Annotated in this window: 14 protein-coding genes; 12 read left to right on the forward strand and 2 right to left on the reverse strand. The window is 64.8% G+C overall.

Translation table 11 applies throughout. The features are described from left to right. The first annotated feature begins 58 nt into the window (after positions 1 to 58). From panB to pgi, 4 genes are all read left to right on the forward strand, one after another. Complete coding sequence (gene panB, locus ACVWWJ_RS07655) at positions 59 to 886, forward strand: 3-methyl-2-oxobutanoate hydroxymethyltransferase (protein ID WP_456967297.1); 828 nt, start codon at positions 59 to 61, stop codon at positions 884 to 886. Positions 887 to 897: 11 nt separating this feature from the next. Continuing rightward, positions 898 to 1,743, forward strand: a complete 846-nt coding sequence (gene panC, locus ACVWWJ_RS07660; RefSeq protein ID WP_456967298.1) for a pantoate--beta-alanine ligase — start codon at positions 898 to 900, stop codon at positions 1,741 to 1,743. A 138-nt stretch (positions 1,744 to 1,881) separates the two neighbouring features. Continuing rightward, positions 1,882 to 2,262 (forward strand): aspartate 1-decarboxylase, encoded by a 381-nt coding sequence (panD, locus tag ACVWWJ_RS07665; protein ID WP_046967327.1) that lies wholly within the window; start codon positions 1,882 to 1,884, stop codon positions 2,260 to 2,262. Between the two features lie 219 nt (positions 2,263 to 2,481). Then, positions 2,482 to 4,116: a glucose-6-phosphate isomerase gene (gene pgi / locus ACVWWJ_RS07670; protein WP_456967299.1), complete on the forward strand. Its 1,635-nt coding sequence runs from the start codon at positions 2,482 to 2,484 to the stop codon at positions 4,114 to 4,116. Positions 4,117 to 4,191: 75 nt separating this feature from the next. Here the strand turns inward: pgi and parE are convergent, their stop codons facing one another. Continuing rightward, positions 4,192 to 6,081 carry a DNA topoisomerase IV subunit B gene (gene parE, locus ACVWWJ_RS07675; RefSeq protein WP_456967300.1) on the reverse strand — a complete coding sequence of 630 codons (1,890 nt, stop codon included), beginning with the start codon at positions 6,079 to 6,081 and terminating at the stop codon, positions 4,192 to 4,194. A 140-nt stretch (positions 6,082 to 6,221) separates the two neighbouring features. Further along, positions 6,222 to 8,021, reverse strand: coding sequence for an aminopeptidase P family protein (locus ACVWWJ_RS07680; protein WP_456967301.1), 1,800 nt, complete (start codon positions 8,019 to 8,021; stop codon positions 6,222 to 6,224). A 65-nt stretch (positions 8,022 to 8,086) separates the two neighbouring features. On the opposite strand from ACVWWJ_RS07680, the gene ACVWWJ_RS07685 reads away from it, so the two are divergent. The 8 genes from ACVWWJ_RS07685 to mgtE all read left to right on the forward strand — a co-directional run bounded on the left by ACVWWJ_RS07685 (position 8,087) and on the right by mgtE (position 15,292). Then, positions 8,087 to 9,766 carry a CTP synthase gene (locus ACVWWJ_RS07685; protein ID WP_159890454.1) on the forward strand — a complete coding sequence of 560 codons (1,680 nt, stop codon included), beginning with the start codon at positions 8,087 to 8,089 and terminating at the stop codon, positions 9,764 to 9,766. After that, complete coding sequence (kdsA, locus tag ACVWWJ_RS07690) at positions 9,763 to 10,593, forward strand: 3-deoxy-8-phosphooctulonate synthase (protein ID WP_159890456.1); 831 nt, start codon at positions 9,763 to 9,765, stop codon at positions 10,591 to 10,593. Before ACVWWJ_RS07685 ends, kdsA begins: the two co-directional genes overlap by 4 nt. A 67-nt stretch (positions 10,594 to 10,660) precedes the next feature. Further along, positions 10,661 to 11,044, forward strand: coding sequence for a hypothetical protein (locus ACVWWJ_RS07695; RefSeq protein WP_159890458.1), 384 nt, complete (start codon positions 10,661 to 10,663; stop codon positions 11,042 to 11,044). Positions 11,045 to 11,054: 10 nt separating this feature from the next. Further along, positions 11,055 to 12,353: a phosphopyruvate hydratase gene (gene eno, locus ACVWWJ_RS07700; protein ID WP_159890460.1), complete on the forward strand. Its 1,299-nt coding sequence runs from the start codon at positions 11,055 to 11,057 to the stop codon at positions 12,351 to 12,353. 23 nt (positions 12,354 to 12,376) lie between these two features. Further along, the gene (gene ftsB, locus ACVWWJ_RS07705) at positions 12,377 to 12,706 is read left to right on the forward strand and encodes a cell division protein FtsB (protein WP_456969678.1); all 330 of its coding nucleotides are present in this window, start codon (positions 12,377 to 12,379) and stop codon (positions 12,704 to 12,706) included. Continuing rightward, entirely contained in the window at positions 12,706 to 13,395 is a 690-nt protein-coding gene (ispD, locus tag ACVWWJ_RS07710) for a 2-C-methyl-D-erythritol 4-phosphate cytidylyltransferase (protein WP_456967302.1), read from the forward strand. The genes ftsB and ispD overlap by 1 nt, the downstream gene beginning before the upstream one ends. Further along, positions 13,395 to 13,868, forward strand: coding sequence for a 2-C-methyl-D-erythritol 2,4-cyclodiphosphate synthase (gene ispF / locus ACVWWJ_RS07715; RefSeq protein WP_159890464.1), 474 nt, complete (start codon positions 13,395 to 13,397; stop codon positions 13,866 to 13,868). Before ispD ends, ispF begins: the two co-directional genes overlap by 1 nt. Continuing rightward, on the forward strand, positions 13,865 to 15,292 hold the full coding sequence (mgtE, locus tag ACVWWJ_RS07720; protein ID WP_159890466.1) for a magnesium transporter: 1,428 nt from the start codon (positions 13,865 to 13,867) through the stop codon (positions 15,290 to 15,292). The genes ispF and mgtE overlap by 4 nt, the downstream gene beginning before the upstream one ends. The last annotated feature ends 2 nt before the right edge of the window (positions 15,293 to 15,294 follow it).

The raw sequence follows: 15,294 nt of genomic DNA on the forward strand, positions 1-15,294 counted from the left end.
TTGAGCTAGCGCTCGTCAAGGCGGACAATTCCGGTTTCACCCAACGAGGCGACACAGCGTGTACGTGGAAAAAACGAGCGCGCCGGCGCGTAAGCCGGTGACCGTGCCGGGCCTGAAGGCGATGAAAGCCGAAGGCCGGAAGATCGTGATGCTCACCGCCTACGACGCGAGTTTCGCTGCCCAACTGGAATCCGCCGGGGTCGATGTCGCCCTCGTGGGCGATTCGCTGGGCATGGTGGTACAGGGGCGTTCGAGCACCTTGCCTGTCACGGTCGACGACATGGTCTATCACACCGCCGCGACGGCACGCGGCCTGTCGGCGACGCTGCTGGTCGCCGACCTGCCGTTCATGAGCGACCGCGATGTGCCCACCGCCATGGAAGCCGCCGCGCGTCTGGTCGGGCAGGGCGGCGCCGCCATGGTCAAGATCGAGGGTGCCGGTCGCATCTGCGAGGTCATCTCCGCGCTGGCCGAGCGTGACATTCCGGTGTGCAGCCACCTTGGCCTCACGCCGCAGTCGGTGAACAAATTCGGCGGCTACAAGGTGCAGGGCAAGACGCAGGATGCCGCCGACAAGCTGTTCGCCGACGCGAAGGCCGTCGAGGCTGCCGGTGCCGATCTGCTGGTGCTCGAGTGCGTGCCTTCGGCCCTGGCCGCGCGTATCACCGCTGAGCTCTCCATTCCGGTGATCGGGATCGGCGCCGGTCTGGATTGCGATGGCCAGGTTCTGGTCGTGTACGACCTTCTCGGCCTGACACCGGGCAAGCGCCCGAAGTTTTCCAAGGATTTCCTCGCCGGACGCGACTCCATTCAGGCCGCTATCGGGGCCTACGTCGCGGACGTGCGTGAACAACGCTTTCCCGGCGCCGAACACAGTTTCAGCTGAGGTTTTCCACCATGCAGACCGTTACCGATGCCGCCGCACTCCGCGCCGCCGTACGTGGCTGGCGCAGTGCCGGCCAGAACGTCGGCTTCGTGCCGACCATGGGCAACCTGCACGCCGGGCATCACTCCCTGCTGAAGCTTGCCCGCGCCCGCGCCGACCGTGTCATTGCCAGCGTCTTCGTCAATCCGACCCAGTTCGGCCCGGGTGAGGACTTCGAGCGCTACCCGCGCACGCTGGCGCAGGACCAGGCGGGTCTCGCCGAAGCCGGGTGCGACATCCTGTTCGCACCCGACGTGTCGACCCTGTACCCGTTCGGTGCCGCTTCCAGCGTCAGCATCCACGTGCCCGACCTGACCGAAACCCTTGAGGGCGCTCATCGGCCGGGGCATTTCGATGGTGTCGCTACCGTCGTCGCCAAGCTGTTCAGCCTGGTCCAGCCGGATCTCGCCGTATTCGGCCAGAAGGATTTCCAGCAGCTGAAGGTGATCGAGCGGATGGTTCGCGACCTGTCGCTGCCGGTGAAAGTGATGTCGGGGCCGACCTTGCGCGACGAGGACGGGCTGGCCATGAGCTCGCGCAACCAGTATCTGTCTGCCCAGGAGCGTGCCCGCGCGCCGCAGATCTACTCGACTCTCCAGCAGACCCGTGAGCTATTCCGCCAGGGCCACAGCTGGCAGGCGCTGGAGCAGGCCGCCAAGGCCCGCCTCGAGCGCGGCGGCTTCGTCCCCGATTACCTGGCCATACGCCGGGCCGAGGACCTCGCCGAGCCGGGTCCGGACGAGCGCGAAGGCCTCGTGGCGCTGGTTGCCGCCCGCCTGGGTGCAACCCGGCTGATCGACAACCTGCCTTTCGACTGAATCCCTTCACGAACGGGGACTTGCGTTTCGAAGCGCTGTCCCCCATAAAGCGCACCGACAGAGGAAGCCCATGCGACGGAGCGGGCAACCCTCCGTTAGAATGGGCGTTTTTGTAACCGCCAAACTCCAGAGACCGCCATGCACCTCAACATGCTCAAGTGCAAGATCCACCGGGCCACGGTGACTCACGCCGAGCTGAACTACGAAGGTTCGATCGCCATCGACGGCAACCTGCTGGACGCCGCGGGTATCCGCGAGTACGAGCAGATCCACGCCTGGAACATCAGCAACGGCGAACGCTTCGTCACGTACGCGCTGCGTGCGGAAGAGGGCTCGGGCATCATCTCCGTGAACGGTAGCGCCGCGCGCCGCGTGTCCACGGGCGACCTGGTGATCATCGCCGCCTTCGTCGGCCTGTCCGAGGCAGAGATGGCCAAGTACCAGCCAGACCTGGTCTACGTCGATGCCAACAACCGCATCACGCATACGAATCATTCGATTCCGAAACAGGCTGCGTAAACAGCCTGCTTTGTGTGGGCCGGCTTTGTGTGGGAGCCGATTTATCGGCGAAAGGACTTGCGGCATCTCCGCTCCGTTGGCTTTTCGCCGCTGAAGCGGCTCCCACATTCCTCATTCGCCGCTGAAGCGGCTCCCACATTCCTCATATCCATACAATCCGCCTACGCTGCACTGCGGTAAGATCGGGGTTCCCCTATCCGTCGCCGCCAAGTGGAAGCCATGGAATCAAAGCACGACCGTCTGCCCTCGTTCGAGGAGCACGCCTCCCGTCTCGCCGCCACCAACCTCCGCGCCCTCGTCCAGGACGAAGCCCGCGGTGAACGTTTGCGCCGACGCATGGGCCCGATCCTTCTCGACGCATCCCGCCAGAAGCTCGACGTCGCGGCGCTCGATGCCGTCGGCGAGTACATCGAAAGCACCGGCTGGAAAGCCGCGCGCGATGCGATGTTCGAAGGCAAGCACATCAACACCTCCGAAGACCGCGCCGTGCTGCATACCGCGCTTCGCGGTGGTGCGTCCCGCAACCCGGCAGCGCCGGCCGATGTCCGCAAGGAAGTCGCCGACGCGCTCGACAAGATGGAAACCCTCGTCAACGCCGTGCACAAGGGCGAAGGCGAGTCGGTCGGCCTGATCGGTCGCGTTACCGACGTCGTCAACATCGGCATCGGTGGCTCGGATCTCGGTCCCCGCCTGGCCGTGCACGCGCTCGAGCAGTTCCACGTCGACGGCATCAACAGCCACTTCCTCACCAACGTCGACGGCCAGGCCGCGACCGACCTGATGAAGAAGCTCGATCCGTCACGCACGCTGGTCATCCTGGTGTCGAAGAGCTTCAACACCCAGGAAACCCTGCTCAACGGCGGCGTGTTCCGTAACTGGATCCTCAAGGCCGAGGGTGGCGACGAGGCGAAGGCTTCGAAGCATTTCATCGCCGTCAGCTCGAACGACGAAGCCGTGCACAAGTGGGGCGCCTCGCAGGTGCTCCCGATGTGGGACTACGTCGGTGGCCGTTATTCACTGTGGTCTGCCGTCGGTGCATCGATCGCGTTCGCCATCGGCATGAAGGGCTTCCGCGAGCTTCTCGCGGGCGCCGCCGAGACTGACGACCATTTCCGCAGTGCGGAGTGGAAGGACAACCTTCCGGTCCTCCTGGCCATTGCCGAGATATGGAATCGCAACATCCTCGGCACCACCAGCCGCGCGGTTATCCCGTATGTGGATTCGCTGGTCGACCTGCCGTCCTACCTCCAGCAGCTGGAGATGGAAAGCCTCGGCAAGCATGTGCATCCCAGTGATGGCAGCGAAGTGAAGCAGGCGAGCGTCCCCGTGGTCTGGGGCAGCATCGGCACCAATGCGCAGCACGCTTATTTCCAGGCGCTGCACCAGGGTACCGATGTCGTGCCGCTGGAATTCATTGGCCTGGTCAAACCGGCGCATCCGCTGCGCGAGAACCAGGACGTGCTGACGTCGAACCTGCTCGCGCAGGCCGCTGCTCTTTCGCTGGGCAAGACCTACGAAGAAGCGCTGGCCGAAGCGAAGACCGGCACGGATGAAGAGCGCCACGCACTGGCCAAGCAGCGCACGTTCAAGGGCGATCGTCCGAGCACCGTGTTCATGCTCGACTCGCTTACCCCGCATTCGCTGGGTGCGCTTATCGCGCTGTACGAGCACAAGGTGTTCCTGCTCGGCCACCTGTGGGGCATCAACGCGTTCGACCAGTGGGGCGTGGAGCTGGGCAAGGTCATTGCCAAGCAGATCTACCCCTCGCTGGCGAACGACAAGGACGCTGGCGACCTGTCGCAGTTTGACGGGGCGACGCGCGCGCTGATCACGGCGATTCGTTCGCGTCGCTGAGCACATCGTTGCTGAAACAAAAAAAACCGGCTCACGCCGGTTTTTTTTGTCCCACATTGAACAGCGAGAAGGTTTTCAGACCTCGAGGGTGGCCAGGTCGCCCTTGTCTTCCAGCCATTGCTTGCGATCGCCGGCGCGCTTCTTGGCGAGCAGCATGTCCATCAGCTTGGCGGTGCCGTCGTCGGCTTCGATCGTGAGCTGCACCAGGCGACGCGTATCCGGGTGAACGGTGGACTCGCGCAACTGCGCGGGGTTCATCTCGCCCAGGCCCTTGAAGCGCGTGACGCTCACCGCGCCCTTCATTTTCTCGCGCTCGACTTTCTCCAGCATCAGGCGCTTCTCTTCCTCGTCGAGGCAGTAGAAGACCTGCTTGCCCACGTCCACGCGGAACAGTGGCGGCATGGCGACGAATACATGGCCCTGGCTGACCAGGGTGGGGAAGTGGCGCAGGAATAGCGCCGACAACAGGGTGGCGATATGCAGGCCGTCGGAGTCCGCGTCGGCGAGGATGACCACCTTGCCGTAGCGCAGGCCGCTGAGGTCGTCCTTGCCGGGATCGCAGCCGATCGCAACCGCGAGATCGTGCACTTCCTGCGATGCGAGCACGGCGGTCGATTCGACCTCCCAGGTGTTGAGGATCTTGCCGCGAAGCGGAAGGATCGCCTGGAAGTCCTTGTCACGAGCCTGCTTGGCCGAGCCGCCTGCCGAATCGCCCTCGACAAGGAAGATTTCCGTGCGGGTTAGGTCGGTGGAGGCGCAGTCGGCGAGTTTGCCGGGCAGGGCAGGACCCGAGGTGATCTTCTTGCGGACCACCTGCTTGGCAGCCTTGAGGCGCGCGCTGGCGCGTTCGATGGCGAGCTGGGCGATCTTCTCACCCGTTTCCACGTGCTGGTTCAGCCACAGGCTGAAGGCGTCGTGCACCACGCCTTCGACAATGCCGGCGGCAGCGCGGGAGGACAGGCGTTCTTTGGTCTGGCCGGCAAACTGGGCGTCCTGCAGCTTTACGCTGAGCACGAAGGCCAGGCGTTCCCAGACATCTTCCGGGGCCAGCTTTACGCCCCGCGGCAGCAGGCTGCGCAGGTCGCAGAACTCGCGGATGGCGTTGGTGAGGCCGGAACGCAGGCCGTTCACATGCGTGCCGCCCTGCGCAGTGGGAATCAGGTTGACGTAGCTTTCCTGGACCAGGTCGCCCTCCGGCAGCCAGGCGAGGGCAACGTCGAGTGCATCGGTTTCGCGGGCGAAATGCTTAACGAACAGGCCCGATGGCAGCGCTTCCGCCCCCTGCAACTCACCGCGCAGGTAGTCGGGCAGGCCGTCTTCGAAGTACCACTCGGTGGTTTCGCCGGAGGCTTCATCGAGCAGGCGCACGGTGAGGCCCGCGCAGAGCACGGCCTTGGCGCGCAGCAGGTGCTTGAGCTTGGAGACGAGGATCTTCGGTGTATCGAAGTACTTCGCGTCCGGCCAGAAACGCAACGTGGTGCCGGTCTTCTTCTTCGGAACGGTGCCGATGACTTCGAGCTCGCTGGAGCGGTCGCCATTGGCGAAGCTCATGCGGTATTCCTGGCCGTCGCGACGGATGGTCACGTCAACCTTGTGCGATAGCGCGTTCACCACCGAGACACCGACGCCATGAAGACCGCCGGAGAAGGCGTAGTTCTTGTTCGAGAACTTCCCGCCCGCATGCAGGCGCGTGAGGATCAGCTCGATGCCTGGGACGCCTTCCTCGGGATGGATATCCACCGGCATGCCGCGACCGTCGTCCGTCACTTCCACCGAGCCGTCGTTGAAAACGGTGACGTCGATGGTTTTCGCGTGGCCGGCGAGGGCTTCGTCGACCGAGTTGTCGATGACTTCCTGCGCCAGGTGGTTCGGTCGCGAGGTATCGGTGTACATGCCAGGGCGGCGCTTGACCGGGTCAAGGCCGCTGAGGACTTCGATGTCTGCAGCGTTGTAACGAGTATTCATTAGGTATCGAGGCCGTTCGTAGCCGGGCAGGATGGGGTCAGGTCACGTGGATGGTCAAGCCTGAGGCTTCCGGATATCAGCGGACGAGACTACGGGCCGGATTTCTGTGGGAACCGCTTCAGCGGCTCCCACATGTATTTTCAGATGGGGGCGCAGTGCCATTCGAGCCACTCGCGGTCGGCGCCTTCGAGCAAGGGCGACAGGGCGGCGCGTACGGTGGCGTGGTAATCGTCCAGCCAGGCCCGCTCGGACGGTTCGAGAAGGCGGGGTTCGAGGCCCCGGCGGTCGAACGGGCACAGGGTCAGCGTCTCGAAGGCAAAGAAGTCGCCGAACTCGGTGCTGTCCGCCTGGGTGACCACGGCGAGGTTTTCGTGGCGGATGCCGTAGCGACCGGGCTTGTAGAGGCCGGGCTCGATCGAGGTGATCATGCCGGTTTCCAGCGGGACCAGTCCGACGCCCGCCCGTGGCGGCCGGATGCTGTGAGGGCCCTCGTGTACGTTGAGGAAATACCCCACGCCGTGACCCGTCCCGTGGCCGAAGTCCATCCCGGCCGCCCACAGGGGTGCCCGGGCCAGCGCGTCGAGCTGCGGACCGCTGGCCCCCTTGGGGAAGCGCGCGCGGGACAGGGCGATCATGCCCTTGAGTACCAGAGTCGAGTCGCGCCGTTGCTCATCGGTCACCGGCCCCAGGGCGAGCACGCGCGTGATATCGGTGGTGCCGCCGAGGTACTGGCCGCCCGAATCGACGAGCAGTAGTCCCTTGGCAGCCAGGGGGCTGAAGTGATCTTCGGTCGCCCGATAGTGCGGAAGGGCCCCATTGGCCTGGTAGGCCGCGATGGTCGAGAAGCTCTCGCCCACGAAGCCCGTTTGCGCGGCCCGCGCCTCGCGCACGATCGTGTCGACGTCCAGTTCGGTCAGTGGCTCCCCGGCAACGAGGCCTGCCTCGATGCGGCGGAAGGCATGCGCCAGCGCCGCGCCGTCACGCCGCATGACGTCACGAACGTGGTCGAGCTCTTCGGTGGTCTTGCGGGCCTTCTGCGCCGTGGAGGGGAGTGCGGCGCGAATTTGCCGCACGGCCGGAGGCAGGCCTTCAAGCACGGATACGACCACGCGGCCGGCATCCAGCATGAGCACGGCATCGTCCGGCAGGGCCGCGATGGCCGAGGCGGCCGTCCCATAGTCGGCAAGCGCGATGCCGTCCGCGATCAGCGCCCGTTTCACCTCGGAGGGCACCTTGGCGGCATCGATGAAGAGGGTGGCCTTGCCTTCGTCGATAAGCAGGTGGGCCAGGAAGACCGGGTTGTACTCGACATCGGCGCCGCGCAGGTTGGTCAGCCAGGCAATATCGTCGAGGCTGGAAAGAAAGTGGTGGGTAGCGGCGGCGCGCAGCATCGCCGTGCGCACATGGCGCAGTTTCTCGGCACGGTCCACCACCGCGAACGGCGCCGCGTGCACGAAGATCGAGGCGTCGGGGCGACCGGGCCGTTCGGGCCAGATGCTCGAAGGCAGGTCGAGGTCCGTACGAAGCGAGGCGCCCGCCGCGCCAAGGCGCTTGCCGAGGTTTTCGGCGCCGGTAACGTCGAGGCTGTCGCCTGCGACCGAAACCACATCCCCCGGGCTGAGCTGTTCCGCCAGCCACGCGATATGTTCGGGCGTGTGCGCCACCCTCAGTCGCATCAGGGGCAGGCCGCTACCGGCAAGTTCTTGTTCCGCCTGGGAGAAGTACCGTGAATCGGTCCACAAGCCGCCACCGGAGGCGGTCACGACCAGGGTGCCGGAGGATCCGGTGAAGCCGGACAGCCACTCGCGGGCCTGCCAGCGCGGCGGCAGGTACTCCGAAAGGTGGGGGTCGGCGCTGGGGACGACGACGGCGGCAACGCCTTCGCGGGCCATGACGGCGCGAAGGGCTTCGAGACGGGCGGGGATGGTCTGGGCGGTCATTGCCTGATGGTAAAACGACAGCTCCGATTCGTGTAAAATACCGGTTTCCAGCACTGGCTGCTCGCATGACTCCCCTGATTTTCGTCACCGGCGGTGTGGTGTCTTCCCTAGGGAAGGGCATCGCAGCGGCGTCGCTTGCCTCCATTCTCGAGGCGCGCGGTCTCTCCGTCACCATGATGAAGCTCGATCCATACATCAACGTGGATCCGGGCACCATGAGTCCCTTCCAGCACGGTGAGGTCTACGTCACCGACGACGGTGCCGAGACCGACCTGGATCTGGGCCACTACGAGCGCTTCGTCCGCACGCGTCTCACCGGCAAGAATTCGATCACCGCCGGCAAGATCTACGAGTCGGTCATCCGCAAGGAACGCCGCGGCGATTACCTCGGCGCGACCGTGCAGGTCATCCCGCACATCACCGACGAGATCAAGCACTCCATCCACGAAGCGACGCGCGGTTACGACGTGGCGCTGGTGGAAGTGGGCGGCACCGTGGGCGATATCGAATCGCTGCCCTTCCTCGAGGCCATCCGCCAGCTGCGTATCGAGCACGGCGCGGAAAAGTGCATGTTCGTGCACCTCACCCTGGTCCCGTATATCAAGGCCGCCGGCGAGATCAAGACCAAGCCGACCCAGCACTCGGTGAAGGAACTGCGCTCCATCGGTATCCAGGCCGATGTACTCCTGTGCCGTTGCGAAGAACCGCTTCCGGATGCCGAGCGCCATAAGATCGCGCTGTTCACCAACGTGCCGAAGAACGCCGTCATCAGCACCATCGATGTCGACGTCATCTACAAGCTGCCGATGTGGCTGCACGAGCAGGGCCTGGATGACCTCGTCATCAAGCGCCTTGGTCTGGACGCCGGCCCGGCCGATCTCTCCAGCTGGATCCGCACGGTAGAAGCCGTCGAGCACCCGCGTGACGAAGTCAACGTGGCCATCGTCGGCAAGTACGTCGAACACAAGGATGCCTACAAGTCGCTGGCGGAAGCGCTGCGTCATGGCGGCATCAATCAATCCGCGCGCGTTAACCTCAACTGGGTGGATTCCGAGGACGTGGAGGCGCGCGGCGCACGCACGGTGCTCGGCGACGCCGATGCCATCCTCGTTCCGGGCGGCTTCGGCAAGCGCGGCTTCGAGGGCAAGATCCTCGCCGCTCAGTTCGCCCGCGAAACCGGCATTCCGTATTTCGGCATCTGCTATGGCATGCATGCGGCGGTCGTCGAGTTCGCACGCAATACCGCCGGCCTCAAGCAGGCGGATTCGAGCGAAAACGATCGCAACACGCCGGATCCGGTCATCGCGTTGATCACGGAATGGACCACCGCCACCGGCGAAACCGAACAGCGCACCGAGCGTTCCGACCTCGGCGGCACCATGCGCCTGGGTGCGCAGGAATGCCGCCTCAAGGCCGGTACGCTGGCGCGCGAGCTCTACGGCGAAGACGTGGTGCGCGAGCGCCATCGTCATCGCTACGAATTCAACAACCGCTATCGCCAGTCGTTCGAAGACCTCGGCATGGTTATCTCCGGCAAGTCGATGGACGACCTGCTGGTCGAGATCGTCGAGCTGCCGCGCCACGTGCATCCGTGGTTCCTGGGTTGCCAGGCGCATCCGGAATTCACCTCCACGCCGCGCGAAGGCCATCCGCTCTTCATCGGCTTCGTTCGCGCGGCCCGCGAGTACAAGGCCGTCCGCGACGGCGAAAAACTCGCCATCCGTTCCGAGGAGTCCGCTGCATGAAGCTTTGTGGTTTCGAAGTCGGCCTCGACCAGCCGCTGTTCCTGATCGCCGGTCCCTGCGTCATCGAGTCGATGCAGCTCCAGCTCGACGTCGCCGGCAAGCTGAAGGAGATCACTGATCGTCTCGGCATCAACTTCATCTTCAAGTCGAGCTTCGACAAGGCCAACCGTTCCTCCGGTGGCAGCTTTCGTGGTCCCGGCCTCGAAGAGGGCCTCAAGGTTCTCGAGGCCGTCAAGAAGCAGATCGGCGTGCCGGTGATTACCGACGTGCACGAATACACGCCGATGAACGAAGTCGCTGCCGTCGTCGACGTGCTGCAGACCCCCGCCTTCCTCTGCCGCCAGACCGACTTCATCCAGAACGTCGCCAAGGCCGGCAAGCCGGTGAATATCAAGAAGGGCCAGTTCCTCGCACCGTGGGACATGAAGAACGTCGTGCAGAAGGCCTTCGATGTCGGCAATCACGACATCCTGGTCTGCGAGCGCGGCGCCAGCTTCGGCTACAACAACCTCGTGTCCGACATGCGTTCGCTCGCCGTCATGCGCGAGACGAACTGCCCGGTCGTCTTCGACGCTACCCATTCGGTGCAGTTGCCGGGCGGGCAGGGCACCAGCTCTGGTGGCCAGCGCGAATTCGTCCCGGTGCTGGCGCGCGCGGCGGTCGCCGTCGGTGTCTCCGGCCTGTTCGCCGAGACCCATCCCGACCCGTCCAAGGCCCTCAGCGACGGCCCGAACGCCTGGCCGCTCGACCAGATGGAAGAGCTGCTCGAGACCCTCATGGAGCTCGACGGCGCCGTGAAGCGTCGCGGATTCAAGAACCACGCTTGATCGTTCCTCCGGAACGGTATGATTGACGGTATAGCGGGACCGCAAAGGTCCCGGGGAGACGGGCTGGATGGTCGAGGACAACGGGATCCATGTCGCGGGCGAGTCTCGCCCGCGTGCGGCGCGCCTGCCGCAGTCGGGTCACGGCATCGCCTCGTTCGTCATTGCCCTGGTTTCCGGGCTCGTCGTCCTCGCCGGTATTTCGTTCGCTGCCCTGATGGTCGCCTCGGGCGACCCCGAGCAGCACATGGACGTGTTCGGCGCCGTCGGCCTCGTTCTCTGTGTCTTTCTCATCCTTGCCCTCGTCGGCCTGGTGCTGGGCATCGTCGCCCTGCGCCGGCAGGACCGCCGCCGCACGTTCGGCGCGATCGGGCTGGGACTCAATGCTTTCATCCTGATCGGTACCGTGGGGCTTGCGCTCCTCGGTACTTTCTTTCGTCATTCCAACTCGTAACGGGAAGCGCATGACCACCGATATCACCAAGATCCACGCCCGCGAAATCCTCGATTCCCGCGGTAACCCGACTCTCGAAGCCGAGATCACCCTGGCGGACGGTTCGTTCGGCCGCGCCGCAGTGCCGAGCGGCGCTTCCACCGGTACGCGTGAAGCCGTCGAACTGCGCGATGGCGACAAGAAGCGCTACGACGGCAAGGGCGTGACCAAAGCCGTCGGTAACGTCAACACCACGATCGCCAAGTCGCTCGTCGGTTTCGATGCCGCAGACCAGAAGGGCCTCGATGCGAAGCTGATCGCCCTCGACGGCACCGACAACAAGGGCAACCTGGGCGCCAATGCGCTGCTCGGCGTTTCCATGGCCGCTGCCCACGCCGTCGCCGCTTCGAAGAAGCAGGCTCTGTGGCAGTACCTGATGGTCGACGGTGGCGGCACGCTGCCGGTGCCGATGATGAACATCATCAACGGCGGTGCGCACGCGGATAACAACGTCGACGTGCAGGAGTTCATGGTGCTGCCGGTCGGCGCGCCCAACTTCGCCGAGGCACTGCGTTACGGCGCCGAGATCTTTCACGCGCTGAAGTCGGTGCTGAAGGGTCGTGGCCTGAACACCTCGGTCGGTGATGAGGGCGGCTTCGCGCCGAACCTGAAGTCGAACGTGGAAGCGCTCGACACGATTCTCGAAGCCGTGAACAAGGCCGGTTACAAGGTCGGCAGCGACATCCTGCTCGGTCTCGACGTCGCTAGCTCGGAGTTCTTCAAGAACGGCAAGTACGACCTCGAAGGCGAGGGCAAGGTGTTCACGCCCGAGCAGTGGGTCGACACGCTGGCGTCGTGGTCGAAGCAGTATCCCATCGTCACCATCGAAGACGGCATGGCCGAAGGCGACTGGGCCGGTTGGGCGCACCTGACCACGGCCATCGGCGAGGGCATCCAGCTGGTCGGCGACGATCTCTTCGTCACCAACCCGAAGATCTTCCAGGAAGGCATCGACAAGAAGATCGCCAACGCCATCCTGATCAAGGTCAACCAGATAGGCACGCTGTCCGAGACGCTCGAAGCGATCGCCATGGCGCATCGCGCGAAGTACGCGGCCATCGTCTCGCACCGTTCCGGTGAGACCGAAGACACCACGATTTCGGACATCGCCGTGGCGACCACCGCGACCCAGATCAAGACCGGTTCGCTGTGCCGCACGGATCGCGTGGCCAAGTACAACCAGCTGCTTCGTATCGAGGAAGCCCTTGGTTCGAAGGCTCGCTACGCCGGCCGGGATGCCTTCCCGAGCCTGTCCAAGCTGCCCGGCTGAGTCCTGCCTTGAGCAACGCGGCAATCCTGCGGTGGATCGGCCTGATCCTCGTCATCCTCCTCATCGCCCTGCAGCTGAAGCTGTGGGTCGGCGGTGGGGGGATGGCCGAGGTCGATTCGCTGCGCGCGTCGGTGCAGAAACAGACCGAGGAAAACGCCACTTTGCTTAAGCGCAACCAGGCGCTGGCCGCGGACGTGGAAGATCTCAAGCATGGTGAGCAGGCCACCGAGGCTCGTGCGCGCCAGGAGCTTGGCCTGATCAAGCCGAACGAGACCTTCTACCAGATCGTCGAGCCGGGAGCGGCGACCAGTGCGCCGCCGCCTCCGCCGCCCGTCGGTCCCGGCACCCAGTGATGGATGCCCTGTGGTGTGTGGTCCCCGCCGCCGGTCGAGGTGTCCGGGCCGGTGGTGACCGGCCGAAGCAGTACCAGCTATTGGCTGGCCGGCCTTTGCTCGATCACACGCTTGAACGCCTGGCAGCGCATCCGCGCATCGCCGGGCTGGTCGTCGTCATCGCGGCGGACGACCCCCATTTCTCTTCCGTCGACTCGATCGGCGGAAAACCTCTCATCGCCGCGATCGGCGGCGGTGAACGTAGCGATTCCGTGCTGGCCGGCGTGCTCGCCCTGCCGGCCGTGGTGTCGCCGGATCACTTCGTTTTGGTGCATGACGCGGCGCGGCCTTGCGTGCGTGCCGACGACATCACCCGCCTGATCGACATGGCGGGCGCGGGCGAGGGCGGCCTGCTGGGCGCGCCCTTGCGCGACACCCTCAAGCGGGCGGACGCGGCCTCTCACAGCACCGCCACCGAACCGCGCGAAGGGCGATGGCGGGCATTCACCCCACAGATGTTCCGGCGCGGCCCGCTGGCGCATGCACTCGCCCTTGCCGCCGCAGAAGGTATCGTCGTCAGTGACGAGGCCATGGCGATGGAGCGCACGGGTGTCCTGCCACGGCTGGTGGAAGGTTCGGAAGACAACATCAAGGTCACGACGCCGGCGGATTTCGCGCTCGCGGAGTTTTTGCTCGGGAGAACGCGGTAATGCGTATCGGACAGGGATTCGACGTCCACGCCTTCGGTGAAGGCGACCACGTGATGCTCGGCGGTGTCCGCGTGGCGCACTCGCAGGGCGTGCTTGCGCACTCGGACGGCGATGTCGTTTTGCACGCGCTCTGCGATGCGCTGCTTGGCGCCCTGGCGTTGGGCGACATCGGCAAGCACTTTCCGCCATCGGACGAGAAGTGGCGCGGAGCGGATAGTCGCAGCTTCGTGCGCGCGGTCGCCGACATGCTCGCCGAACGCGGTTATGCGCTCGGTAATGCCGACGTCACCGTTATCTGCGAATCGCCCAAGGTCGGTCCCCACGCACAGGCCATGCGCGAAACGATCGCCGCTGATCTCGGCGTCGATATCGATTGCATCAGCATCAAGGCGACCACGACGGAGACCCTCGGGTTCACCGGTCGCCGCGAGGGCATCGCCGCCCTGGCGACGGTGCTGGTAGAGCGCACGTGAGCGAGGGCGAAACACGCGCCTCCACGCCGCGCCTCCACGACCGGCTTGAGGCGATCACCGACCTGCTTCGCCGCCGCGAAGGCTTGCTCGCGTTCGCCGGTGCGGCACCCGGTCGCGATGACTCGCCCCTCGGCGCAGCCGACGCGGAGTTGCAGGCGCTGCTCGATGGCCTGCATCCGGCTGATCTTGCCGACGTCTTCGAGTCCCTGCCGTTGCAGGACCGTCTCGCCGTCTGGCAGTTGATCCGCAGCGACCGCGACGGTGACATCCTGCTCGAAGTATCGGACTCGGTACGCGAATCGCTGATCGCGGACATGGACGATCGCGAAATCCTCGCCGCCGTGGAACCGCTGGATGCGGACGAACTCGCCGATCTCGTCGACGACCTGCCGACGGAAATGCTGCCCGAACTCATGGCCAGCTTGGACGCGCAGGATCGCGAGCGCGTGCAGGCCGCGATGTCCTACGAGGACGACCAGGTCGGCGCGTTGATGGACTTCGACATGGTCACCATTCGCGAGGACATCAGCCTCGAAGTGGTGCTGCGATACCTGCGTCGTTTCGACGAGCTGCCTGCGCAGACCGACAAGCTTTTCGTCGTCAACGCCGAACGAGTGCTCACCGGCGTCCTGCCGCTGCATTGGCTCCTTGTGAATTCGCCGGACAAGATGGTCCACGAGATCATGGCGCCGGACGTGAACACCTTCCGGCCTGAGGATGACGCCTATGACGTCGCCCAGGCTTTTGAGCGCTACGATCTGGTCACCGCGCCCGTGGTCGACGCCGGGATGCGGCTGATCGGCCGTATCGCCGTCGATGCGATGCTCGACTTCATCCGCGAAGAGAGCGAAACCGAAGCACTTTCACGGGGCGGCCTGCGCGAAGAGGAAGACATCTTTGCCTCCGTCTGGAAGTCCGTGCGCAATCGCTGGGCATGGCTGGCGATCAATCTCGTCACCGCCTTCGTTGCCTCGCGCGTGATCGGCCTGTTTGAACATTCCATCGAGAAGCTGGTGGCACTAGCCGCGTTGATGCCCATCGTCGCCGGTATCGGCGGCAATTCGGGTAACCAGACCATCACGATGATTGTCCGCGCCATGGCACTCGATCAGGTGGGCACCTCGCAGGTGCGCAGGCTGTGGCGCAAGGAACTGGGCGTTTCCCTCTTCAACGGTGTGGTCTGGGGTGGTGCCATCGGCATTGCTGCCTGGCTGCTCTATGACAACCCAGCGCTTGGCCTGGTCATGACGGCCGCCATGACGCTGAATCTTCTGCTCGCCGCCTTCATGGGCGTCGGCATTCCCATGCTGATGGTCAAGCTCGGTCGCGATCCCGCGCTGGGCTCCAGCGTGCTCATCACCGCCGTGACCGATAGCGGCGGTTTCTTCATTTTCCTGGGGCTGGCGACGATTTTCCTGCTCTAGAA

The sequence above is a fragment of the Luteibacter sp. HA06 genome (assembly GCF_054061215.1).

Excerpts from the sequence above, each read along its gene's own strand:
- panC (WP_456967298.1), top strand. The coding sequence starts at position 898 with ATGCAGACCGTTACCGATGCCGCCGCACTCCGCGCCGCCGTACGTGGC.
- panD (WP_046967327.1), top strand. The coding sequence starts at position 1,882 with ATGCACCTCAACATGCTCAAGTGCAAGATCCACCGGGCCACGGTGACT.
- pgi (WP_456967299.1), top strand. The coding sequence starts at position 2,482 with ATGGAATCAAAGCACGACCGTCTGCCCTCGTTCGAGGAGCACGCCTCC.
- parE (WP_456967300.1), bottom strand. The coding sequence starts at position 6,081 with ATGAATACTCGTTACAACGCTGCAGACATCGAAGTCCTCAGCGGCCTT.
- ACVWWJ_RS07680 (WP_456967301.1), bottom strand. The coding sequence starts at position 8,021 with ATGACCGCCCAGACCATCCCCGCCCGTCTCGAAGCCCTTCGCGCCGTC.
- ACVWWJ_RS07685 (WP_159890454.1), top strand. The coding sequence starts at position 8,087 with ATGACTCCCCTGATTTTCGTCACCGGCGGTGTGGTGTCTTCCCTAGGG.
- kdsA (WP_159890456.1), top strand. The coding sequence starts at position 9,763 with ATGAAGCTTTGTGGTTTCGAAGTCGGCCTCGACCAGCCGCTGTTCCTG.
- ACVWWJ_RS07695 (WP_159890458.1), top strand. The coding sequence starts at position 10,661 with ATGGTCGAGGACAACGGGATCCATGTCGCGGGCGAGTCTCGCCCGCGT.
- eno (WP_159890460.1), top strand. The coding sequence starts at position 11,055 with ATGACCACCGATATCACCAAGATCCACGCCCGCGAAATCCTCGATTCC.
- ispD (WP_456967302.1), top strand. The coding sequence starts at position 12,706 with ATGGATGCCCTGTGGTGTGTGGTCCCCGCCGCCGGTCGAGGTGTCCGG.
- ispF (WP_159890464.1), top strand. The coding sequence starts at position 13,395 with ATGCGTATCGGACAGGGATTCGACGTCCACGCCTTCGGTGAAGGCGAC.